Source organism: Dorea sp. OM07-5, from assembly GCF_003481355.1.
Taxonomy (GTDB): Bacteria; Bacillota; Clostridia; order Lachnospirales; family Lachnospiraceae; genus Dorea_D; species Dorea_D hominis.
This window is the reverse complement of sequence record NZ_QUKZ01000003.1, coordinates 14,511-36,983: the sequence shown is the minus strand read 5'-3', so window position 1 is coordinate 36,983 and position 22,473 is coordinate 14,511. Positions and strand designations below refer to the sequence as shown.

At 40.4% G+C, this 22,473-nt stretch carries 22 protein-coding genes; 1 reads left to right on the top strand and 21 read right to left on the bottom strand.

Annotated elements, in window-relative coordinates:
* Nucleotides 1-29 precede the first annotated feature (29 nt).
* Nucleotides 30-3,068 (bottom strand): glycoside hydrolase family 2 TIM barrel-domain containing protein, encoded by a 3,039-nt coding sequence (locus DXC04_RS03520; protein ID WP_118659958.1) that lies wholly within the window; start codon nucleotides 3,066-3,068, stop codon nucleotides 30-32.
* A 202-nt stretch (nucleotides 3,069-3,270) separates the two neighbouring features.
* Here DXC04_RS03520 and DXC04_RS03515 point away from each other — a divergent pair, with 202 nt between their 5' ends.
* Nucleotides 3,271-4,134 (top strand): helix-turn-helix domain-containing protein, encoded by an 864-nt coding sequence (locus DXC04_RS03515; RefSeq protein WP_118659957.1) that lies wholly within the window; start codon nucleotides 3,271-3,273, stop codon nucleotides 4,132-4,134.
* Between the two features lie 72 nt (nucleotides 4,135-4,206).
* On the opposite strand, the gene DXC04_RS03510 is transcribed toward DXC04_RS03515, so the two are convergent.
* From DXC04_RS03510 to DXC04_RS03420, 20 genes are all read right to left on the bottom strand, one after another.
* The gene (locus DXC04_RS03510; RefSeq protein ID WP_118659955.1) at nucleotides 4,207-5,103 is read right to left on the bottom strand and encodes a helix-turn-helix domain-containing protein; all 897 of its coding nucleotides are present in this window, start codon (nucleotides 5,101-5,103) and stop codon (nucleotides 4,207-4,209) included.
* A 158-nt stretch (nucleotides 5,104-5,261) separates the two neighbouring features.
* The gene (locus tag DXC04_RS15835) at nucleotides 5,262-5,477 is read right to left on the bottom strand and encodes a hypothetical protein (RefSeq protein ID WP_330426426.1); all 216 of its coding nucleotides are present in this window, start codon (nucleotides 5,475-5,477) and stop codon (nucleotides 5,262-5,264) included.
* An 11-nt stretch (nucleotides 5,478-5,488) separates the two neighbouring features.
* Nucleotides 5,489-5,986, bottom strand: a complete 498-nt coding sequence (locus tag DXC04_RS15830) for an Rrf2 family transcriptional regulator (protein ID WP_243112089.1) — start codon at nucleotides 5,984-5,986, stop codon at nucleotides 5,489-5,491.
* A 257-nt stretch (nucleotides 5,987-6,243) separates the two neighbouring features.
* On the bottom strand, nucleotides 6,244-8,709 hold the full coding sequence (locus DXC04_RS03500; RefSeq protein ID WP_118659953.1) for an ABC transporter permease: 2,466 nt from the start codon (nucleotides 8,707-8,709) through the stop codon (nucleotides 6,244-6,246).
* Complete coding sequence (locus DXC04_RS03495) at nucleotides 8,706-9,377, bottom strand: ABC transporter ATP-binding protein (protein ID WP_005341592.1); 672 nt, start codon at nucleotides 9,375-9,377, stop codon at nucleotides 8,706-8,708. Before DXC04_RS03495 ends, DXC04_RS03500 begins: the two co-directional genes overlap by 4 nt.
* Before the next feature lie 107 nt (nucleotides 9,378-9,484).
* Nucleotides 9,485-10,621, bottom strand: coding sequence for a sensor histidine kinase (locus tag DXC04_RS03490; RefSeq protein WP_118659951.1), 1,137 nt, complete (start codon nucleotides 10,619-10,621; stop codon nucleotides 9,485-9,487).
* Nucleotides 10,594-11,283, bottom strand: a complete 690-nt coding sequence (locus DXC04_RS03485; RefSeq protein ID WP_028088187.1) for a response regulator transcription factor — start codon at nucleotides 11,281-11,283, stop codon at nucleotides 10,594-10,596. Before DXC04_RS03485 ends, DXC04_RS03490 begins: the two co-directional genes overlap by 28 nt.
* Before the next feature lie 264 nt (nucleotides 11,284-11,547).
* Nucleotides 11,548-12,912, bottom strand: coding sequence for a sensor histidine kinase (locus DXC04_RS03480; RefSeq protein WP_118659949.1), 1,365 nt, complete (start codon nucleotides 12,910-12,912; stop codon nucleotides 11,548-11,550).
* Nucleotides 12,903-13,562: a response regulator transcription factor gene (locus DXC04_RS03475; protein WP_117739185.1), complete on the bottom strand. Its 660-nt coding sequence runs from the start codon at nucleotides 13,560-13,562 to the stop codon at nucleotides 12,903-12,905. Before DXC04_RS03475 ends, DXC04_RS03480 begins: the two co-directional genes overlap by 10 nt.
* A gap of 61 nt (nucleotides 13,563-13,623) precedes the next feature.
* Nucleotides 13,624-14,439: a NisI/SpaI family lantibiotic immunity lipoprotein gene (locus DXC04_RS03470; protein WP_118659947.1), complete on the bottom strand. Its 816-nt coding sequence runs from the start codon at nucleotides 14,437-14,439 to the stop codon at nucleotides 13,624-13,626.
* Nucleotides 14,432-15,163 carry a lantibiotic immunity ABC transporter MutG family permease subunit gene (locus tag DXC04_RS03465; RefSeq protein ID WP_118659945.1) on the bottom strand — a complete coding sequence of 244 codons (732 nt, stop codon included), beginning with the start codon at nucleotides 15,161-15,163 and terminating at the stop codon, nucleotides 14,432-14,434. The genes DXC04_RS03470 and DXC04_RS03465 overlap by 8 nt, the downstream gene beginning before the upstream one ends.
* Before the next feature lie 6 nt (nucleotides 15,164-15,169).
* Nucleotides 15,170-15,895, bottom strand: coding sequence for a lantibiotic immunity ABC transporter MutE/EpiE family permease subunit (locus DXC04_RS03460; RefSeq protein WP_118659943.1), 726 nt, complete (start codon nucleotides 15,893-15,895; stop codon nucleotides 15,170-15,172).
* A gap of 3 nt (nucleotides 15,896-15,898) precedes the next feature.
* Nucleotides 15,899-16,600 (bottom strand): lantibiotic protection ABC transporter ATP-binding protein, encoded by a 702-nt coding sequence (locus DXC04_RS03455; protein ID WP_118659941.1) that lies wholly within the window; start codon nucleotides 16,598-16,600, stop codon nucleotides 15,899-15,901.
* A gap of 330 nt (nucleotides 16,601-16,930) precedes the next feature.
* On the bottom strand, nucleotides 16,931-17,305 hold the full coding sequence (locus DXC04_RS03450; RefSeq protein WP_005347147.1) for an ATP-binding protein: 375 nt from the start codon (nucleotides 17,303-17,305) through the stop codon (nucleotides 16,931-16,933).
* Nucleotides 17,306-17,314: 9 nt separating this feature from the next.
* Entirely contained in the window at nucleotides 17,315-17,947 is a 633-nt protein-coding gene (locus DXC04_RS03445; protein ID WP_118659939.1) for an SdpI family protein, read from the bottom strand.
* Nucleotides 17,931-18,215 (bottom strand): autorepressor SdpR family transcription factor, encoded by a 285-nt coding sequence (locus DXC04_RS03440; RefSeq protein ID WP_023923479.1) that lies wholly within the window; start codon nucleotides 18,213-18,215, stop codon nucleotides 17,931-17,933. The genes DXC04_RS03445 and DXC04_RS03440 overlap by 17 nt, the downstream gene beginning before the upstream one ends.
* Before the next feature lie 184 nt (nucleotides 18,216-18,399).
* Nucleotides 18,400-19,314 carry a C39 family peptidase gene (locus DXC04_RS03435; protein WP_118659937.1) on the bottom strand — a complete coding sequence of 305 codons (915 nt, stop codon included), beginning with the start codon at nucleotides 19,312-19,314 and terminating at the stop codon, nucleotides 18,400-18,402.
* 127 nt (nucleotides 19,315-19,441) lie between these two features.
* Nucleotides 19,442-20,368, bottom strand: a complete 927-nt coding sequence (locus tag DXC04_RS03430; RefSeq protein WP_118659935.1) for a hypothetical protein — start codon at nucleotides 20,366-20,368, stop codon at nucleotides 19,442-19,444.
* Nucleotides 20,349-21,770, bottom strand: coding sequence for a sensor histidine kinase (locus DXC04_RS03425; protein WP_118659933.1), 1,422 nt, complete (start codon nucleotides 21,768-21,770; stop codon nucleotides 20,349-20,351). The genes DXC04_RS03430 and DXC04_RS03425 overlap by 20 nt, the downstream gene beginning before the upstream one ends.
* Nucleotides 21,767-22,426 (bottom strand): response regulator transcription factor, encoded by a 660-nt coding sequence (locus DXC04_RS03420; RefSeq protein ID WP_118659931.1) that lies wholly within the window; start codon nucleotides 22,424-22,426, stop codon nucleotides 21,767-21,769. Before DXC04_RS03420 ends, DXC04_RS03425 begins: the two co-directional genes overlap by 4 nt.
* Nucleotides 22,427-22,473 lie beyond the last annotated feature (47 nt).

Below are 22,473 nucleotides of genomic sequence, written 5' to 3'. Positions count from 1 at the left end.
TCCTTGTTTACTGGTTACATGAAACTTTATTATCCCTTTACATACGGTATCAGTGTAAACTGGAACTGGAATAATACATCATCAAATCGGTACTGCTCCAATACAACTGGACCACAACTATTAGAACCAATGCCATTTAATGCGTAGTCAACACAGAATACTACACTATCTGATTCTATTAATTCATAATTGTGCGTTTTCTTCTCAAGTTCTTCCTGTGTATAATAAGAAGCATTGAATGAAAATGCCTTTTCTGCGGATGCCACAATTCCATATCGGCTGTTGTTAAGCTCTACATATTCACAATCATAATGGCTTCCATTTTCCTGTGGACGGATATAGTCCTCATGTAAATCCCCTACATTTGCCCGGTACAGACCGTGACTCGCTGCCTGATGCTTGTCACGATAGCTCTCCTGCGGTCCCATTCCAAAGAATCTGACATCTGCAAGTTTCTTATCCAGGAACATCCTCACCCCAAATCTCGGAAGATCCGGGAATTCATCGTCTTTTGTTACTGCAACATCTGCATCAATCTTTCCAGTAGCTTCTATTTTCCATGTAATCGTCACATCAAGAATCTTCTGTACTGTCTCTGCCACAACGGATGCATGGCTTGTAATTTTCACACCATGTTTTCCCTGCACAACCTCTGTCGTATAGGCTCTTGTGTAAGCCTTATCATAGTGAGCTTTCTTCCATTCAGACTTGATGTACATATCATTATCTGTTGGAGCTCTCCAAATATTTAATTCCATCGGATGGTTCAAGTATTCCCGCCCTGCGAATTTCATCTCTGTAAAGAGTGCAGTACGTTTGTCTACGGTATAAGCAAATTCACGCCCCTTGATATGAATCTGTGTATCATTTTCATTTACCTGTAATTCAGAGTCCACTACTGTTTTTGGTATCCATTTCTCTGCAAGTTTACATTTTGCATCCTCTTTACTTACCTCAATTTCATCAAATCCAAGAATATGGTCTTCATCCAACAGTGGCAATTCTTTTTTCAGATGGTAAATAAGTTTCAAATAACATTTCCCATTCTCTGGAACATTGATCTTCAGGTTTGTTTTTCCTTCCCCGTGTGGTGCCACAGAAAACTCCGGAAGTATGCCTTTGCTGATCACAAGACCATCCTGTGTCAGTTCATAACTAATCTTCACATAATCTTTCAAGTCATCAAAATCCATGTAGTTATGAAGCACCAGTTCTCCGCTTTCTTTATCATAGGAAATAACCCTTGCCGGGCGATAAACATTCTTGTATTCCAAAAGTCCTGTATGTACCGTTCTGTCCGGATATACTAATCCATCCATACAGAAATTGCCATCATGGATTTCTTCGCCATGGTCTCCTCCGTAAGCATAGATTGTCTTTCCATTCTCAGCAGTGCCATGAGCAATCGCATGGTCACACCACTCCCAGACAAATCCACCACACATTTTATCGTTATCCTGAATCATCTGGAAATAATCTTCAAAATCTCCAGGTCCGTTTCCCATGCTGTGACAGTACTCTACCAAAAGGAAAGGTTTGCTTCCATCTTTATCCAGATATTCCTGAATTTCGGAAAGCGCTGGGTACATCCGGCTGTACACATCCAGATTGCTGTAATCATATGTTTCATCATAATTACGGTATCTTGCACTCTCATATTGTGTGATGCGGTCTGGATCAAATTTCTTTGTCCAAGCAAGTGCTTTTTCAAAGTTGCAGCCATAAGCACTTTCATTTCCCATAGACCACATGACGATACAAAAACGGTTTTTGTCACGTTCCACCATGAGTTTTACACGATCAACGATTGCCTCTTCCCATACCGGATCATCTGCAATCTTCTCATTCCATCGTTTGAACCGATTGTAATCGGTGTCTTCTTTTCTGTAGATCATAAATGGACCATGAGCTTCAATATCTGCTTCATCTATTACCATGAATCCATACTTGTCACACATTTCATAGAAAAATGGTGCGTTCGGATAGTGGCTGGAACGGATCGCATTAAAATTATGCTGCTTCATTAACGTAAGATCAGTTGTAATCTGTTCCGGACTGATTGTAAATCCAGTAGCCGGATCGGAATCATGTCGATTGACACCACGGAATTTAATCTTCTGTCCATTTAAATAAATAACCTGGTCTTTGATCTCTATTTTTCTGAGTGCGATATGATCTACAATTACTTCATTTTCTGTTTCAAGGATCAGTTTGTACAGGTATGGATTTTCTGTATTCCAAAGCTCTGGACTTGCAATCTCTAACACCGCTGTTCCTTCTTCGGCAATACTTCCTACTGCGACAACTGCTCCATTTTTATCTTCAATCGAAATTTTTACATTTGCTGAGGAGTAGAATTTCACATCAAGTTCTACCTTTGCAAGCATATCCTCAATCTTTGTTTTTATATGATAATCGCTGATTGCCTGCTCTGGACGTTTCAAAATGTACACATCCCGGAAAATACCACTCATACGGAATTTGTCCTGATCTTCCAAATAAGAACCATCACACCACTTCATTACCAACACTGCCACCGTATTTGTTCCATCCTGAAGTACATCTGTAACATCAAACTCACTGGTCATATGGGAAACCTGGCTGTATCCTACATAAGAACCATTGATCCATACATAAAAGCAACTGTCTACTCCTTCAAAGTTCAAAAAAGCTTTTGATGCTTTCTCATCTCTACTGTACTCAAAATTATGTACATAGGCTCCACATGGAATATCCTGTGGCACATATGGTGGATCAAACGGAAACGGATACCGGATGTTTGTATACTGATGTGTGTCATAGCCTGCCATCTGCCATACACTTGGAACCTGAATCTCATCAAAGTTTTCTGTATCATAATTCTTCTCAAAGAAAGAATCCTGAATGTCATAGATGCTGTTAAAATACTGGAATTTCCAAGTTCCATTCAATAACTGCATACGGTCTGACTCTTCCCTGTGCTCCACCAGATTGTCCATTCTTTTGGATGCCGGAATATAATAGGCTCTGGCTGGCATTGTGTTTTCATGCAGTACGCTTAAATTCTCATAATAACGTGGTACAATCATAAATAACTCTCCTTCAATACATATACATTTTTTTATACTTTGTTCCCCTGCAGCAAATCTCACTTTTTACTTTTATGTTTACGTTTCTTTGTTTTGCTATATATACCTTATCCTAATCTGCAAAATATGTCTATGGATTGGATTAGACAAAATATGCACTAAATGATACAATAATAAAAAATAGGAAAAGAGGTGCTGCTCTATGTATATGAATACCGGTTATTTAAACCACTCCCATATGGATTTCAAAGACAAAAGTCGCCCACTGGTTGTAGGAAGCTGCGGCACTTACCGCCTTTCCAACCATCCAAAGTTACCAACCTATCGTCCAAAGGGACGCCTAGATTATCAGATTATCTATATCACTGCCGGTTGTGGGCATTTTCATTTTGACAATGTAGATAACGAAACGATTGTTCCCGCCGGTAATATCGTACTGTACAGACCGAAGGAACTTCAGAAATATGAATACTATGGGGAAGATAAGACAGAAGTATACTGGATTCATTTTACAGGCAGCAATGTAAAAAATATCTTGCGTCAGTATGGATTTCCGGATAAAGAACGTGTATTTCAGGTTGGTACATCTATGGAATATGAACAAATTTTCAAACGTATTATCATTGAACTCCAACGCTGTCAGGATGATTTTGAGGAAATGCTTGTCCTTTTACTACGCCATCTTCTGATTATTTTCCACCGGGAACTGAGCAGGGAACATATATTGAAAAATGAATATCTTGACCATGAGATGGAGAACGCTGTTACTTTTTTCAGTGAAAACTACAATCAGAATATCAATATCGACGATTATGCTGCCTCACGAGGAATGAGTGTCAGCTGGTTTATCCGTAATTTTAAAAAATATACTGGTTCCACACCAATGCAATTCATCGTTGGAATCCGGATCAACAATGCCCAGATGTTACTGGAAACAACAACTTATTCCATCAATGAGATTTCTAAGATTGTCGGATATGATAACCAGCTTTATTTCAGCCGGCTTTTCCACAAGCTGAAAGGATATTCACCGAGAGAATACCGAAAGCTGAGAAACAAACTCTGAAATCCACAAAGAGGATACCACCGAATTATCAAAACAATGATTTGTGATATCCTCTTCTCACTTTTGCTATTCTTATTTTACAAACTCAGCCGAATAATAATACATATACTCATTATCTGTATCTATGTATTCTCCTGTAATGTCCTGTATCGGCAACGAACTCACTCCTTGTTCGCCATAGATCAGTGCTGCCAATCCTTGCTCTGTTCCGTACTCTATCGTGCTTTTGTTCTCTATAGAGGTCGCAGATCTTCCATAATATTCTCTGTTTGCAACACCTTCCAAGATTGGCGTTTCTGTCATATATTTTGAATATTCATCTGCTGCAATAAGCTTTGCAGTAAAATTATCAAAATCCGGAGTGATGACAATCAATCCATTTTTTGCAGATTTCACGTCCTCATAGGAAAGTTCCAAAACTCGTTTATGTGAAACTCGTTTTCCAGAATGATATTCTGACAAGTAAACGTATAATGCTTGAAATGTATCTTTTGAATTGTATCGAAACATCATGGTTCCATCAATTCCGGACAACAATTCAGCCGTTTTCATTTCTACACTATCTGGATCTACTGCTTCTATATAATTTTGTGGTTGCCGCAATTTATTACATGCCATGATTCCAAGAGTAATAGCAAATGCTCCCACAGCAATAAGAAGTACAGCAATAATCTTCTTTAAATAACGCTGTTTATGACTACTATCTTTTGATATCTGTATCAGTGTATCTTCCGATTTTTTTTCTACATTAGTTACCTCAATATCTTCACCTGCCAAAAATTCATTTAGACTAATGCCTAATATTTCACATAATTCTAAATACACAGACACATCTGGTAAACAAATCCCACGTTCCCATTTGGAAACTGACTTATCACTCTTACCCAGTTTCTCAGCAAGCTGTTTTTGAGTCATACCAAGTTTTTTTCTTTTTTCTGCAATATAGCTTCCGATTTTCACAAGGTCCATAAATACTTCCCCCTTTCAGAATTATAGTATCTATTTTGTCCCAAAAAGTACACCCCTTAATGGTAGAATCGTATTATATAGGCAGAATCTCATCCAATTTCATAAAAAAATGATAAGATACTATTTCTCTGTTTTCCCATTACCCAGGTTGCATCCTATTACGCTTCCGTATCCGTTTCTACTTTCTGCACCCACTCTTTTTGCATAGCAGCAGCCAGAAAGCATTGAAGCAGTTTCATAGAAAACGCTCCACATTCACCATTTATAATCATCCTTACCGCTTCTCCATGTCTCAATTTGCGTTTATATGGTCGTTCACTGACCAACGCATCATAATCATCTACCAGACCGACCACCTGAGCACAGATTGGAATCTGATCTCCCTTTAATCCATCCGGATATCCAGATCTGTCAAATCTCTCATATCTTCTTCCATGCAGCCGTCTACCAAGTGTTCCGTAAGCTTTTCACTTGCCAAGAATTCCTGTAACTTCTGGCGATCCTGTTCATGTACATATTGTTCTGTATACTTTTTTACAAACTCACCGTAGCTAGCTGAAGCACTTACTTTATCATAGACTTCATGTACATGGGAATAAATACACTCATATGTTTGATCCTTCAAATTCAGTTTTATAACTACATAAAAACGTCCAAAATATTCATCTTTACCCGGCTGAATAATATCTGATATTTTCACATTTTCCAGACTGTTATTATAAGTGTTCTGCAGATCCAGTAACACTTTATGTACTTTACAGCAATCCGAGTAATTTCTGGAACAGTATCCGTCCTTCTCCAGGCATCTGCTGATTGCCATTGTTGACTCTGTACAGTTAATAACATCCATAAGAGAAATTTCTCCCGGTCGTTTTTCCAGCATATAGCCGCCGCATTTTTACAGTGTTCGGGTCGTCGTAGACTTGCCGATAGGCAAAAAGAAAGCGGCGGCTCTGAAAATCAAAGCCGCCGTAATTTAGAAATGACGCGTGAAGATATGATATGCTCCCTTCTAAGTAGACAAGAGAAATAATAAAATCTTGTTTATTTAGAAGGGAGCTTTCTTTATCCTTTTAATCATATTGGGCAATTCTGTTTTTTTATAGCGTTTCCCTTTGTATATATGATGTTTTTAATATATTACTCTGCATATCGTATCCGATCAATCAAACTCAATTTTCGGAAATTTGCAGATACTCCATATGTGAGCAGTACCTGTAAAAAGGCAACCACACAAATCAAAAGCACTGCTGGGACCACTGGAAAATGATACTCACTGATCTGAAACATGTGTTTGGTTTTTGCATAAAGAAATGCACCATATCCTACAAGACTTCCAATGCCCACAGAAACTGCCAATGTTCCCAAAGTATAGATGATTCCTTCCAGTTGCAGCATACGGATCAACTGTTTTTCAGACATTCCTATCGCCTGTATCATTCCAAGCTCCCGCCTTCTTGTGTAAATACTGTTCATCATAGTGTTCACAAGATTCATGATTCCAATTCCACCCAGAATAATCAGAAATGCATAACACAAAACGCTCGTCAACCGCATATTCTTTTCCCACTCCTGAAGTTGCTCTTCATAACTTCCTGTCACCAGGTATTCACTGTTGTCGGCAAGTGCCTGAAGTTCCTGATATGCACTGTTCTTTTTCTGATCATTCACTGTGATTTCCAGTATGTAGTTCAGATTATTGGGATTCATTTTTTCCAACACTGATTGGGGCAGATAAAATGAACTTCCGCCAAGGCTTGCATAGTAATCTCCGATGGCTCCTATCTCAAAAGTCTTTTCTACCTGGTCATCTCCCATATTCAAAACCATCTTCAAGGAATCTCCCACTTTCAGTTCCGGGAACCAGTATAGCATATTAGCAGACATGAGGATTTTATCTCCTTTTTCCAATTCTTCATATGTCACATGTCCTTGTATCTCTCCTTTTTCCAGCGTTTCTGCATAAGATGCATCCAGTCCAATAATATTCGCGTCCCAAATTTCACCATCCATAGATAGTTTCGGAATTTTGCCATTCATAAATGTTTTTACCTTTACCTCTTCCACACCGTCTACATCACGAACCTGATCAATAAACGCTTTCGTCAAGGGGTTATTCTGCTGAACCTGTCTCCAGTCTCTGTCCGGATTCATTTTGTCCCCACCCCATGTTTCCAATTTAATTTTATAATCAGATTCAATATCCTTTCTTGCAATTTCTTTCGGTGCCGCGCAAGATAAAATAGTTGCCACAACCATGAACAGAATACCAGTTGCTCCTAATGTAACAATCGTAATCCCAGTCCTCTTTTTATTTCTTACCATATTTGCTTTTGTCAAACGAAAAATCGTGAGATTCTGATAGCCTTTCCGTACTTTTTTCCCACGTTTTTCTAACCCCTGATAACGCATAGCCTCAATGGGCGAAACTTTGGCAGCAATTCGCATCGGTTTTGCCAAAGAAACTGCGGAAGTAAAGAGCACCGCCATAATGGTAATCGCATAAATCCACCAGTGCAACAAAGATACCTCACCATTTTTTACAAGTTCTGCTGCTACCTGCATTAGAGGGTCTTCGCCTGCCATAAAAGTAATCATCTGTTTCATAATCCATCTGGACAGGAAACTACTGATAAGCAATCCTACAGGGAGGGCAAGCGCCGTAACCAGCATTCCTTCACGGAATACCATCTGCCGAATCTGTCTTTTGGTGGAGCCTATGGCTTTTAATTTTCCATATTCCTGTACTTTTGGTATCATAGACACATAATAAATACTATAAATAGTCAGGATTCCTGCTAAAACAACCATAACGATTACCACGATCATTCCTTTTACAAATGACGGATCTGTATAATTTGCAGCCAAATACGCTCTGTTTTCTACCACATTTCCCTCAGGTACACCAAAATCCTCTCCGATTTCTTTTCCCCTCTCTTCGATTTCATCTGTTGTCATATGCTCTGCATCTGCCAGACGGAACATCACACGATATTCTCTGTCTGCTTCCGGTATCATCTGTTTCGCATATTCCATGGAATTCATCACAAAATACATTTTCTTTTCTTTATTCAAATCAGAAGATTCCATAAAGCCACAGATGCGGAAAGTGTCTTCTTTCGCATATCCCATACCGTCTTTTTCGTAAATTTGGTATGGAATCGTGATTTCATCACCCAATTTCCCCTGAATTCCCAGTTCCTCTAAAACTCCCTTGGAAACAACAATATCTTTTTCATTTTTTGGGAAAGTTCCTTCTTCTAACTCCGCTTTGTTCAACCGAATCCCATTATTATCCATAGCGGTCATAATGATTGTGGCATCATCATCTATAATCTGTCCCAAATCCATTCTCAGACCGATTTCTTCTATATCATTATGCACCTGAAGTGCTTTGGTGTTTTTCTCGGAAACTTGGCGGAACATAATATGGTAAGATGGATAATAAGCATCCACCGATGCAAGCTGTACGCGGATCATTCCATATCCCACCGTTAAAACAACAAATATCAGAAACGTAGTCAGTGCAATGGCGCATCCACATAAAAAGTTTCTTCCTTTGTTCTGTTTTACATTGGCAAGCGCTGTTTTTGTTACTGTTTTCATGCTCTCACCACCTTACCGTCTTCAATGACAATCATACGGTCAGCCATCTGCGCAATGGTCTCATCATGCGTGATCATAACCAGTGTCTGCCCATATTCTGAAACACAGGATTTCAACATAGAAATCACTTCTAACTCCGTCTTGGAATCCAAATTTCCTGTTGGTTCATCTGCTAAAATAATCGCCGGGCGAGATGCCAACGCTCTTGCAATAGCAACTCGCTGCTGTTGCCCACCAGAAAGAGTATTCGGTAAGGATTTCAATTTATCCTCCATTCCGATTCTACAGATAATATCCATAACATACTCTGTATCCACTTTCTTTCCATCCAATCCAATGGGTAGCACAATATTTTCCCAAACATTTAAGGATGGTACTAAATTATAACTTTGGAAAATAAACCCAATCTTTCTTCTGCGGAACACTGCAAGTTTTTCATCTTTCAGTTGAAAAATATCTCTTCCTTCTATCAAAACCTTTCCGGAATCAGGACGGTCCAATCCTCCCAGCATATGAAGAAGAGTACTTTTTCCCGATCCAGAACGTCCTACAATTGCTGTAAATTCACCTGGTTCGATTATTAAATCTGTATGGTCAATAGCTTTCACCAAATTATCGCCTTTTCCATAATATTTCACAAGATCTCTTGTTTCTAATATTGCTTTCATAAACTTTGAAGCCTCCTTTTTCTTTGCTAATGTCATTCTATCAATCCAGTCTTACAGCAGGCTTACAAAAAGCATAACAATTATGTAAGAAATCTTTTTTCAGAAATCTATTTCTTTGGTAATGTCACCACAAAATTATTACCGCCTTCAGATGCTACTTTTACACAAATCGTGCCTTTCTGCTCCTCCAAAATTTTTCTGGCAAGATAAAGTCCAACCCCAGAGCCCTCCTGTTTTTTTACATACTCTTGGTTTCCTCTGTAAAAACGCTGAAATACCCGATGCGCCTCTTCTGCCGGAATACCTGTTCCCTGGTCGATAAATTCCAGCATCATGCAGGTAGCAAGCTCTGTTACCCGAATTCGGATTTCTGTATGCTCCGGCGAATACTTTACTGCGTTGTCTAAAATATTTACGAACACTTCTCCTGTCCATTTCGAGTCGTGTACAATTTGCACATCCTGAAATTCATCCAGAGAAATATCTATGGATTTTTCATACGCTTTCATATACACACTGTTTACAGCCTGTACCAATGTATTTTTCAGACTGCCCATCTCTGGCTGAATCTGAATCATCCCAGATTCCAATCTGGACACATGAATCAGTGAATCCAAAAGATTTTCCAGTCTTTGAATTTCATCCCATTCCTTTTTATAAAATTCTTCCCGTTCCTCCCAGGTTAAATCGGCAGACCCCGCCAGTTCACAACTCATCTTCAATGAAGCAATCGGTGTTTTCAATTGGTGGGAAATATCTGTAATTAAAGATTTTGTATTGTTTTCTTCTCTGGAAAGTTTTTCTCTTACTTTTTCAAAATGATTCTGCAGTTCTATATATTTTTCCCGAAGTTCTTCCTGGTTATTTTCATCTTGCTGCCGGTCTCTTTTATTTCGCAAAAACAAAACCCATGAAACTCCAAGTCCTGCCACAAAAACCATCGCCATTCCTATTCCATATGCAGCAAAAGTTTTCACGCTTCTCCCATCAAAAGGAGTATACCCGTAACGCTCCTCCAGCTCTTTCCCCGCTTCCTCTTCCTGACGATTTCTTTGCTTTCCTCTGTCAAATAACTCTATATACTCCGTCTCCTGTTCCGGATGGGACAGCACTAACGCCCCTAATTTCCCCTGCTCTTCCTTGTATAAACTATTTCCTGCCAGAAACAGCAACAATATCTCTGTCACAAACAGAAAAAGCAGCCCTGCTGCCAGAGCTACTCCTGTACGCTTTCTTCGGTCCATATATATCCCATCCCCCTTACATTTTGTATATAATCATTCCCGATTTTTCCTTTCAATCGGCTGATATTTACAGGAACTGTATTATCGTCTACAAACTGCCCGTCAACATCCCAGACATACTCTAAAATCTGTTCTTTTGATAAAATCTGCCTTGCGTTTTCCATAAAGTAAATCATTATCTGAAGTTCCTTTTTACTTAATGTCAAAGGAGTCACTCCATCAGCATTTCGTTTTAACGCTCTCATTTCTCCATAATTTACTTCGATATTTCCCGATAAGATTCTGTTGTGTCCGCAGACTCCTTCCATTCTTCTCATAAATGCCTGAACTTTTGAAACCAGTACCATCAGGCTGAATGGCTTTGTAATATAATCATCCGCCCCTGCATCATAGCCGTTTACCATATCAATTTCCGAATCCATTGCCGTGAGAAACAGTACAAAGACTTTGCTCTTATTTCGAATCTTCCTGCAAAACTCCAGTCCGTTTCCGTCCGGCAGAGTAATATCACTGATTACCAGATCTATTCTATTTTCATCAAATAATTTTTCTGCCTCTGAAATCTGAAAAGCGGAAAAAACCTGATACCCTTCTTTCTGCAGTTTTAGCGCGATTCCACGGTTCAGATTCTCATCATCTTCCAATAACAAAATTGTCCTCATTTCATCTACCTTCCTAATCTCCTAACATAATAAACAATCACATTTTACCACACTCCTCCAAAACTGCATAGTATCCACCTGCTCTCCAGAAAAGAAAAAGGACCGCTGCACCTCTATGGTGGCTCTACGACGGCTTTTTTTCTTTTGCCGTCGTCCGGCAGATTATAGTTCTATTCTTTACCTATATGCTATATGGAAAATTTGTAGAATTTATAAAGATTAGAAAAAATAATGAGCGATACCGCAGTATCGCCCTCTAATTTCTTAATATGGAATTTTGATAGTAACCTGTGCGCCGCCAGTCTTTTTAGAATTGCTTAGAACAAGCTGCCCGCCATGTTGCTTGATAATGCTGCTTGTGATATAAAGTCCCATACCAAAGTGCATATTAGAAGTACGGCTTTTGTCGCCCATGAAAAACTGTTCCTGTGCATGATGTAGGGCCTCCGGCGTGAAGCCGCCTCCCTCGTCCGTTATAGATATATGCAAAAAGCAGTCAGTTTTTTGCACCGTTACATAAATTGTCCCCTGTGGTGGAGAATAGTCTAACGCATTGCTTATCACGTTCATAATTGCCCGTTCCAACAGCAGCTTATCCGCCTTGAGTGTACCCAGGTTACCCCCCGTTTCCAGTTGCAGACAAATTCCTTTGGTAAGGCATAAAGAGCTTGCCTGCGCTTCAATCTGGCCCATGTAATCAGCTATATCAAATCTCTCCAAATGAAGCTGATACCCGGCGACTGTCTGGGAAATGTCAATTAACGCTTTAATATAAATGCCTATCCGCTCGGAGCTTTCAGTGATGTAACCCGCATATAGACGTTGTTCGTCGTCAAGCTCCGTTTCATTTATCAAATCAATATTTCCTTGAATGACGGTCAGAGGTGTTTTCAAATCGTGAGCGAGTGCTGCAATCTGTTCTCTCTGTAACTGTTCCGCGTTCCATTGCTTCTCTAAAGATATTTTCAGATTATCTTTCATATTTGCAAAAGAGCAAAGTACATCCTCAAATTCTTTGATTTTTGAATGTCCCACTTCAAAACCAAGATTTTGTTCTGCTACCTGCCTTGTCGCTTCAAAAAGTGGGGAGAGCTGCGTCCTCATATTTTTTGCAAACTTCGCTGCCAATATCACGCATACTGCAATACAGTTGATTGCTATAAAAATATAAAGTAGAATTTCCGGTGAGGGAAAATGCTCATAAAGCCATTCATTTGTAAACTGTGAACCTATGTAATATTGCAGCACCACATATTCATTTTCGCGGGTCACAAGCAAATACTGTTTGTTGAGGTTTGTATTTATCTTCCCGGATATTGCGTATTCCATAGCCCGGTCCAAATCGTCACCCTCTAAGGTCGTTTCCGTCACTTGATAATTTTTATCCAGCACCAAATATTTACAGCCCATAGGAAGCTGCACATCTGCCAAATCCGGCGTTGCGGCAATAACAGGAGCAAGGTTTTTTGTGATGCGTTCTGAATAATTCGCATAGGTAATAAGCCCTGTACTGGTTCCGGCTAAAATAAGACTGAATGGTATTGCCACCGCACCTATTAGTCCAATCAGCAGCATACATAAGAATTTCCAAAAAGACGCTTTCAGTGATGTTGTTTTTTTCATTCCCATTTATACCCAATCCCCCAGACTGTCGCTATCGGCTGAATATCCAGTTTGTTCAATTTTGACCGGATATTCTTGATATGAGTAGAAATTGTAGAATTATCACTGTCGCCCTCTAAGCTGAAAACAGCTTCGTAAATTTGTTCTTTTGAAAATACCTGTCCTTTATTCCTTGCAAGATATTCACAAATCAGATATTCGCTTTTCGTTAAGGCAACAGGCGTGTTATCCACCCGTAATTCTTTTGCAGATAAATCAATTTTTATGCGGTCAAAGGTAAGTGCGGTATGTCGTTCCCTACGTTCACGCCGTAAGTGGGCGTTTACTCTCGCCCGCAATTCTGCAATGCGAAATGGTTTTGTCAGATAGTCGTCTGCTCCCAGACCAAGCCCAAATGTGATGTCATGTTCCATTGTCTTTGCAGTCAGAAAAAGAATAGGGTAGTCCACAAGGGAACGGATTTTATCACAATAAGAAAAACCATCTATATCCGGCATCATAATATCCAGTATAATCAAATCGTACCTATTCAGTTTATCAAGCGGCACCTGTGCAGCAGAGGTATAGGCAGTTACAAAATGCCCGTCCTTTTGCAGTCCATTTTTCACAAGCTCTAAAATAGCCTGTTCATCATCAATCATAAGGATCGCTGCCATATTGTTGCCTCCTTTCGTTGTCCTTTTTAGTATAGCACAAGCTCCAAGGGCAGGAAAGCTGTCATTGTCGCTTTGCAATATAGTAGTTATTATTTACCTCGACCGCAACCGCTTCCGCTTTATCGGTTCCGTAAATCTCATAGACATCTGTGTAAAACCAACACTCTCGCCCCTGTCCGGCATTTTCCCCGTACCAGTCAATCTTGCTTAAATCTTCTTTTGACAAAGGGATTTTCGTTTCTGTATCGAATGTAACACTTTCGGCAAGAATATCAATGTAGCTGCCTAATTCATCATCTGATACCATATCAGACGTTACTTGATAAACCGCCCCGCCCCAAAGAAGCTGTGTCGCATTTTCTGGATTGACTTCAAAGCTGTCATTTATAGATTCTTCTGTTTTCTTAAAATCAAAAACAGTATCGCTATCTTTGACATTTTCGCTGATAACAGCTTTATGATACCCTCCGTTTACATCTACAATAAGATAATCGTCTGCGTTAGGAGCCGCATATACATTGAGAAAAGGAATAATGTAAGCGGCTTCTGGTGCTTTCTCCGCCAAATCCGCTAAGGATTGAAAAGTTGCCGGTTCAACATTTTCTTGCAGCAATATTTTTCCGTTCTCGTCTATGGCGGCAAGCTGCCGGATATATCCAATCCATTCTCCAAGCCCGCCATTTGATACGGTATCTGCCAAAATGGTGTAATCGTTACCTTTATAGGAAAAACGTGTTACATTTTCCGTATTCAAATAGCATTGTTCCTTGCCACTGGAATATTCTTCGATTCTGTCCTGTAAAGTACAGCCTGCAAGAGAAAAGCATAAAACAAAAGCAAACAAAAAGACGATAACCATTTTTCTATTTTTATTCATAATTTTTCCGTCCTTCCCAATGAGAAAACCATAATAAGGTCAGCAACAAGCCACCTGTCGTTAATGCTGCAATCCATATTTTTTCCGTTCCATAGTTGAAAATTTGTCGGCTCAAAATATCCTGTACCCAATTCATAGACCATGCAAAGGGGATATACCGGGCTACACCTTTCAGTTCAATATTGCTATATAAGATACATTGCAGACTTTCAAACACGCCCCAAGACAGGGATAACCCTAATCCAAATTTGAAGCTAAGGAACAGGTGCAAGATGTATATTATAAAATTACAAAAGGCCATCCCGGCGGCGGCTCCAATGAGCATTCCGAGCTGCACTGTATCAGCCATTCCCAAAAGATGTATGCCAATCACAAATAACAGGAACAGAAAGAACAATGCAAATACCCCCGAACCATAAAGATAAGTTAATTTTGCAAGCATATTTTTGTGTCTGTTTGGTACAGCAAGCAGCGTTTGGAAGTGTGAAGCCTTTTCTTCCAGTGTAACGTTCAGACCAACAATAACGCTTATCAACAACGGAAAAAACGTTGTCGTAATTTCCAATATCATTTTGAGCTTTTTACTGTCTGCGGTGCTGGCATACAGGGAATAGTAAGCAAGAAATAACAATGCCCCCATAACGGGTACACAAAAATGAATAGCCCAAAACGATGTATGCTTCGTTTTTTCCTGTTCAGAACGAAGCGCATAAATAAAACCCATTTCTGTCTACCTCCCTTTGGAAAAATCCTTTGCGTCGGCATAGGATAAAATAAGAAACAAGAGTATTGACAACAAAATGGAAATCATAATGGCTATAGAAAATCCACAATTCCCCGCATAAGTTCCGTTCATTTCAATTCCCATAAGTGGCTCTGCCAGTTTTGCTGCCCAACAATACGGTACAAACCACCATGCTATTGTATTTCCTAATGCGGTAGCAGTAGATAGGACAATCCCAAGTATTGTATTTAACACAATCGGCACAAACATTCCCGTTTTGCGTGCTAAGTACAGACACAAAGGGATTTGCCAGACAGACGCAAGGATAATTCCGATACTTCCTGTAATGCTGTGCAAAAGAGAATATACTGCCGTTGCCGGAGCAATGATATTACTGATAGAAATAAGCAATGCTAAAAATATCGCTGAAACAAGCAGTTTTCCGACTAAGATAATGCCCTTAGCAAATTCAAATCTCGAAAGGTTTACAGGCATAGAAAATACCGAATAGTATTTCCCTGCGTTTTCTTCTTTTCTGTGTGACAAAGAACACAAAATTGCGATTGCTCCCGGAAGCAGGAACGCATACCACCAGTAAAGTGTCATGTACTGATACCCGATATATCCACCCATAATCCATGCAAAAATAGCCGTAATTAGCGGAACAATGAAAATCAGTTTGTTCGATATTGTCCTCTTGAATTTCAAATGTTCTGATTTTAGATAGTCCATGCCTTAATCCTCCCTGTGATTGCTTTTTACAACGTCCATAAAAAGCTGTTCCAAATTTTCGTTTGCATTAAGTTTCCCCTCATAGCCTAAGACACCGCCCGCAATAATGCCGATGTGGTCAGCGGTCTGTTGTACCTCGGAGAGAATATGACTTGATAAAATAACGGTAATACCCTTTGCAGGAAAGGAACGGATAAGCTCTCTAAGTTCTTCAATTCCAATCGGGTCAAGCCCGTTGGTTGGTTCATCAAGTATGAGCAGCTTCGGGTTGTTTAGTAATGCAACTGCAATTCCAAGACGCTGTTTCATACCAAGAGAAAACTGTCCGGCTCTTTTCTTGCCTGTTTCCGTCAGCCGGACGATTTGCAGCACTTCGTCAATCCGCTTATCTGTCAGCCCTAAAATAGTAGTCCTTACTTTCAGATTTTCATAGGCGGTCAAATTTTCATAAAGCGGCGGCATTTCAATTAACGCTCCGATATGGTTTAAGTCGCTGCGTTTCCATGCGTGGCCGTCAAACTCAATACTCCCAGATGTGGGCCTCAAAATACCTGTTATCATTTTGAGTGTTGTAGATTTTCCGGCTCCGTTTGGTCCTAACAATCCATAGACGGAATTTCTTTCAATGTTCAGCGATATGTTATTTACGGCTGTCTGCCCGTTGAACGATTTGCAGAGATTTTTTGTTTTTAAAATCATATTCATATTTATAATCATCCTTTCTTTTTTTTCATAATATCAATCAATTTTGAAGATTTCATAAAGATATTCCATCTATGCAGCAAATGTACTTGATATAGGAGAATACTCTTCTATGAATTTTTTGTTTCATCACTTGAATAAACTTGTATTCTATTAAATAAAGAATACAAGACAAGACGCAAATTCTAATACTGAAAGCGTAAATTCTAATAGCCACCATCTTCTTGAACTGTCGTTCAAGAAGCATCGCTCGCTTAGCTCGCTCAATTCTAATATAACTACGCAAAAAAGCCTGCTGTCCGTGATAGACAACAGGCTCATAAGCCATATTCTTTATGGAATTAGTATTAAAATTTTCAATGTAAATTTCCCGTTTTCGCATTTGGTCATCAACTGACCATCATATTTCTCAACGGCTTTTCGCATATTAGAAATACCGAAACCGTGAAGAAAATCATCATTCTTTGTGGTACGGCTCTTTGTGTTTCCGCTATCCTGCAAGCAGTTATTTTCAATCAGTACAGAAAAGAAGTTTTGCATTTTCCCCGCTTTCACAAGTATCGCCCTCTGTTCTTCAGGAAGTTTTTCACTTGCTTCTATGGCGTTATCAAGTCCATTCCCGAAAATGGTACTAACATCCAAAGGCTCAATAAAATCTACACCATTACTATAATATGCCCTTATTGCAGCTACAAAGGCATGTTCCAAAAGTGTACATCATATTCCTTTTTTAAATAAGAAAAAAGAATATGCATATGGGATAACGATCAACACTGCCATGATGAAAAATAACAGTATCTTAGAGTCCAGAAATCCATTGGCGATCATAGCCAGGCCACAAAAGATAAACAGTCTGGAGCTGAAACGGTGTGTGCGATTCCAGTTTTCTTCACTGGACAGTGTCCATGGAATCCGAATGCCAGCACTATAGTTCTGTTTTGTTTTTGCCAGATAATTGCCAATTACCAAAAGCATGAGTCCAATGATCAGATAAGTGAGCAGAGTAATATTCACATTTATTCCAAGAGCAATAGCATAGCTAGAGCACACAACAATCGGGGAAAGTGCAGCCATGAACCACACAAGTGCCCGGATCAGCTTCGGACTGATGTTCTGGCGTTTTGGATCAACATGGGTGAAAAGAAAGCAAAACCACATCATTGCAAACATAAAAAGCGGAAGTCCGAAAACGGTAATTGCCTTGCTGCTCCAGCCATCTGGAGTATTTCCAGTGGAAAAATGGGTAGGAATCTTTGTCGGAAGCTGATTCCACAAAAGCAATCCGATCAAGATCGGGCTTAAAGAAAGAAGGCTGCCAAGTAACAAAGACCATTTATATTTTTTCATCATGAGATTCGTCTCCTTTCAAGTCTTTTAACCATAGAAGTAATTCTTCTACAACGGAAGTATTCAAATCATAGTAAATAAAATTCTTTTCTTTTGTTTCCCATATCAGATCAGCCTTTTTCAAAATCTTTAGATGATAGGAAACAGTAGCACCGGTCATATGAAAATGACTACCAATTTCTCCGGCGGACATTCGGCCATTCTTTAATAACTGTAAGATTTCTCGGCGTGCAGGATCGGACAAGGCCTTAAAAGTATCTGCAAAAGCCATAGCATCACTTCTTTCAAAAGTATTTAGAAATATTTCTAAATATAATATATTCTGACGAAACAGAATTGTCAACAACTATTTAGAAAAATATCTAAATTCTAAAATCCTTGTGTTTCAATCGCTGCTATATGAAAAATATGGTAGTATCACTGTTCAAAAGCTGTTCAACATCTGGCTTTTCCCTTCAGTTATACATGGCCCATAGATTCCGCATCTGTCTGCTCAACTGCTCATATGACCATCTTTTTTTACTGTTTGTGCGACTGTTGCTGTCATTGATGATAAAACCGTCCCTGTCATATCCGATTATCGTTATAAAATGGCCGGAATCTGTAAAATCTCCGGGTCCTACATTGATGGTGATCAGACATCCCTCATCCAGTTTTGCCTTTATTCTGTCCTCATCCATCGGCACTTCCTCAGCATGAATCCCATAATGTTCACAACCTTCACTAATCAGTGTCCAGCTGCTACCTGATCCCGGCACACTGTATCCGGCACTCTCTGCGTATTCTGCTACAGATGCCGGTGTAACCGTTTTATCTCCGGTCAGATACAAAACGACCATTGCCAGATTCGTCGGTCCGCAGCCGGTGTAGCCGAGGAGACCTCCACTGTACGGCATATACCCCCAGCGTTCATCCCACTGCAATAGAAGCGGTACTGTATCGGTTTTGGCTTCTTGTGACAGATCAATCGTTTGCTTTTTGTCCTTCATTTCCGGATAATCATAGACAAAATCAATTGTCTCACTATTTTTTTCTGCCAATTCCTTAAGCTGGTCAGGATACTCATCACTTTCTTCTATACTATGCAGCTTGTCTTCCTGTGTCAGCACATCTGCTTTTCCGAATACTCCCCATGTTTTTTCCGTATTTGTCCGTGTCTTTCCTCCCTGTCCACTGTATGACTGTTCTGCATCCTCCATCCTGTCACTGTCATCCACCCGAAGCAGATCTGCTGTTTTCTGCACAGCAAACAGAACCAGAAAACACAGTACTGCCATGCGAAGAGCGACTCTTATACATTGTTTTCTTCTTTTTCGTTTTTTTATCCTGTAAAGTTGTTTTCTCCTTACATCTGTCATCGGTTCTTTCATAAAAAATGCCTCCTGCTATACCGTATATCCACAGTATAGCAGGAGGTTATCTCCATCCTGTCGCAAAGTTGTGTCTGAGTTGTCAAATCGCAGTGGAGCCGTACCAGACTCCATAAAATGTACAGCTTTATTCCCCGTAAAAGCATATATATATTTCACCATATACATCTCGGGAGGTTTTACTTTCCGCATACCCGGTATCTTCGCTATAGTACTGATACTCCATATGCAGCGCATTGTCCTGCGTTACACAGGAAAAACCATACGCATATTCAAAGTCCATCTTTCCTGCCTGACGCATCATGTCTCCGGCATAAGGCTCATACAACATCTCGGGTGCGCCAAACTTCAAATCTATTCCATATACTTTTTCAAGCACTGCTGCTGTGGCTTCACACCAGGTCTCATCAGGCTCTATACCTGCTATGCCAAACTGTACGGTAACCGGCAGCCCAGTCACAGCATCAATGGTGATCTCCACAAACTGATCATAGATATAACCCGAGTCCACCCATACAGACAATTGCTGATTCTCCGGCGACACCATAAAATCCGGTGGCTCCATCTGAATATAGGTACAGTCTCTCTCCAACTGTGCGTCCCCACTTTCTGTCAGCCTGTCCTGATACTGCAGATTCCCATCATTTCCTGAACCGAACACCGGCGCGTCCGTATCATTACGCTCCACCGTACTCAAAAGTCCGTATTCTTCCAGCATATCCGCATATGCTATCAGAAATTTCTTTATCGTCCTCTGAGCCTGTTCGCAGGAAAGCTCCGTGTCAAGAGGCTCACGTACGTTTATATACATATCTGCACCACTTATAAATATCTGCTCTACCAGCTTTTCTACTCTGGCAATCCGGGTCTTTGTATCCATCGTATAGGTATATGGCGATACATCTCCATTATCCATTCTCCCTGTGGCAGTTGCCAGTTTCTTTGCCTTTGTATTCAGAAGAAGCTTGGGGACGAACATTCCCGTCAGTGCAATCAAAAACGCCAGTGTCACAGTAAGAAGAATATACAGTACTTTAAGCTTCCTCTTCTTCATCATCCGCCTCCTTTGCTAACATAAACGATACACAGGTTCCCTGTCCGGCCACACTCTCATAAACAAGCTCTGTATGATGCAGCTTTGCGATTTTTACTGCCAGTGCAAGGCCAAGACCTGCGCCGTGTTCCTTCCGCGAGCGTGATTTGTCCACCATATAAAAAGCCTCAGTGATCTTTTGCAGATCTTCTTTCGGGATTCCCCGTCCGTAATCACGAATGGAAATCATATACTGTTCTTTTTCACAGCTTCCCTGTATATTTATCCGGTCCGTACCCGATTTTAAGGCATTATCCATCAGATTCAATAAAAGTGTCTTAAAGAGATCATATTCCAGACGTACCCAGGCTGATTCTGTCTGAAGCTGCACCCGAACATTTCTTTTTTCTGCTGTCGGTTGGATCGTTTCCACAGCATCTGCAATAACCTCATCAATCCTGGCTTCTTCTAGCTGAAAATTAGATTGCGACAGCGTAACAAGCTCCATTAGCTTAAAGGAAAGCGCCTCCAGACGCATGCCTTCATTCATAATGATTCCGGCCAGTTGATGTACTTCCTCCGGCGACAGAGTCTTCTGATACAACGTATCGGCATATCCTATGATTGACGTCATCGGTGTTTTCAGCTCATGGGCAAAGTTTGCTGTAAACTCCTCCTGTCTTCTGACCGCATCCTTCAGCTCTTCCATCTTGCTTTCTATCGTCTTTGCCATATAATTAAATGTTTTTGACAGATCCCCTATTTCGTCCCGGCTACTGATCTCTGCTCGTACATCATACTCTCCTTTAGCAAACCTCCGGGTTGTGCCTTGCAGTCTGTGCAATGGCTTTGTTAAGGTAAAGGTAATCACAAGCACCAAAAATGAACCGGTAGCAAGAATGCACCAGTAAAAGAATTCACAGCGCCTGCGCAGTGTATCCGCATCCTGAAACAGTTCTTCTACATTTTTCTCTGTAACCAGCACAAAGCTGTTGGTATCGAGTGTAAAACTGCTTCTAACCTGCAGATATCTGTCTTTTTCTGTTTCCCGTATCTCGTATTCCAGTATTCCCGTCGCCGGTATTCTGTCCGAAGGATTGATCTTACAGGAATTATAATACACTGTCTCATCTCTCCCTGACTGGCTGTTCTGACTGGCAAAAAACAAACCACTTTGAGCACCAAGAGGCGTTTCTGCCGATTTTGCGATATTTTCCATATTGGACGTTGTGTAATCGTCCGTAATGCCAAGTAGCACTGTCTGGATCGAATATTTGGCCATCTGATGTTGGGAGAGTGCGGTATTTTCTTCCCGCTGCAATGCATGCTCCAGACTGTACGATACCGTCAGGTACTCTATGGTTGCCAAAGATACCGTCAGCACCAGCAGCATGCTTAAAAATATCTTATAGAAAAATTTCACTGATGAACCTCCAGCCGGTATCCGATGCGAAATACTGTCACAATCCGGTCATTCCAATCCAGTTTTTTACGCAGACGCTGGATATGAGAATCCAGCGTTCTGGTCTCACCACTGTATTCTTCCTCCCAGACTGCTTCGTACAGTCTGGCACGGCTCAAAGCCACATTTTTGTTCCCAACCAACTCCATCAGAAGATCAAATTCTTTCACAGTCAGATTGATCTGATGCCCATCTTTAAATACCTGGCGGGATACCGGATCAAGCGTCACATCATCTATCGTAATCTTATCCTGTATCCGCTTTGTACGGCGAAGTACCGTCTCTACACGTGCCAAAAGCTCTCCAATCTGAAACGGCTTACTTAAATAATCATCCGCACCCATACGAAGTCCCCGGATGCGGTCTTTGACCTGTCCCATAGCAGAAATAATGATGACCGGTGTTCCGACAGTTACGATATATTCCAGCAGTTCGTAGCCGCTAATTTGGGGCAGCATCAAATCCAGAAGAATCAAATCATATACTTTTTCCTCAATACAGTCAGCTCCGATCTGCCCATCAAGTGCACATTCACAGTGATAGCCTTCTGCAGTCAGCGTTGACTCGATCAGACGGCTAATCTGGGGATCATCTTCTATAACCAATACAGAGATCATTTATTTTCTTTCTCCTTATCGTTTTCTTATCTTTTACATATGGTAAT

Coding starts and splice junctions, on each gene's coding strand:
- DXC04_RS03460 (WP_118659943.1), bottom strand. CDS start 15,895: ATGGACTATCTAAAATCAGAACATTTGAAATTCAAGAGGACAATATCG.
- DXC04_RS03490 (WP_118659951.1), bottom strand. CDS start 10,621: ATGGACCGAAGAAAGCGTACAGGAGTAGCTCTGGCAGCAGGGCTGCTT.
- DXC04_RS03430 (WP_118659935.1), bottom strand. CDS start 20,368: ATGAAGAAGAGGAAGCTTAAAGTACTGTATATTCTTCTTACTGTGACA.
- DXC04_RS03420 (WP_118659931.1), bottom strand. CDS start 22,426: ATGATCTCTGTATTGGTTATAGAAGATGATCCCCAGATTAGCCGTCTG.
- DXC04_RS03480 (WP_118659949.1), bottom strand. CDS start 12,912: ATGGGAATGAAAAAAACAACATCACTGAAAGCGTCTTTTTGGAAATTC.
- DXC04_RS03455 (WP_118659941.1), bottom strand. CDS start 16,600: ATGAATATGATTTTAAAAACAAAAAATCTCTGCAAATCGTTCAACGGG.
- DXC04_RS03435 (WP_118659937.1), bottom strand. CDS start 19,314: ATGAAAGAACCGATGACAGATGTAAGGAGAAAACAACTTTACAGGATA.
- DXC04_RS03500 (WP_118659953.1), bottom strand. CDS start 8,709: ATGAAAACAGTAACAAAAACAGCGCTTGCCAATGTAAAACAGAACAAA.
- DXC04_RS03440 (WP_023923479.1), bottom strand. CDS start 18,215: ATGGCTTTTGCAGATACTTTTAAGGCCTTGTCCGATCCTGCACGCCGA.
- DXC04_RS03495 (WP_005341592.1), bottom strand. CDS start 9,377: ATGAAAGCAATATTAGAAACAAGAGATCTTGTGAAATATTATGGAAAA.
- DXC04_RS03475 (WP_117739185.1), bottom strand. CDS start 13,562: ATGGCAGCGATCCTTATGATTGATGATGAACAGGCTATTTTAGAGCTT.
- DXC04_RS03510 (WP_118659955.1), bottom strand. CDS start 5,103: ATGGACCTTGTGAAAATCGGAAGCTATATTGCAGAAAAAAGAAAAAAA.
- DXC04_RS03445 (WP_118659939.1), bottom strand. CDS start 17,947: ATGATGAAAAAATATAAATGGTCTTTGTTACTTGGCAGCCTTCTTTCT.
- DXC04_RS15830 (WP_243112089.1), bottom strand. CDS start 5,986: ATGCTGGAAAAACGACCGGGAGAAATTTCTCTTATGGATGTTATTAAC.
- DXC04_RS03470 (WP_118659947.1), bottom strand. CDS start 14,439: ATGAATAAAAATAGAAAAATGGTTATCGTCTTTTTGTTTGCTTTTGTT.
- DXC04_RS03465 (WP_118659945.1), bottom strand. CDS start 15,163: ATGGGTTTTATTTATGCGCTTCGTTCTGAACAGGAAAAAACGAAGCAT.
- DXC04_RS03485 (WP_028088187.1), bottom strand. CDS start 11,283: ATGAGGACAATTTTGTTATTGGAAGATGATGAGAATCTGAACCGTGGA.
- DXC04_RS03515 (WP_118659957.1), top strand. CDS start 3,271: ATGTATATGAATACCGGTTATTTAAACCACTCCCATATGGATTTCAAA.
- DXC04_RS03520 (WP_118659958.1), bottom strand. CDS start 3,068: ATGATTGTACCACGTTATTATGAGAATTTAAGCGTACTGCATGAAAAC.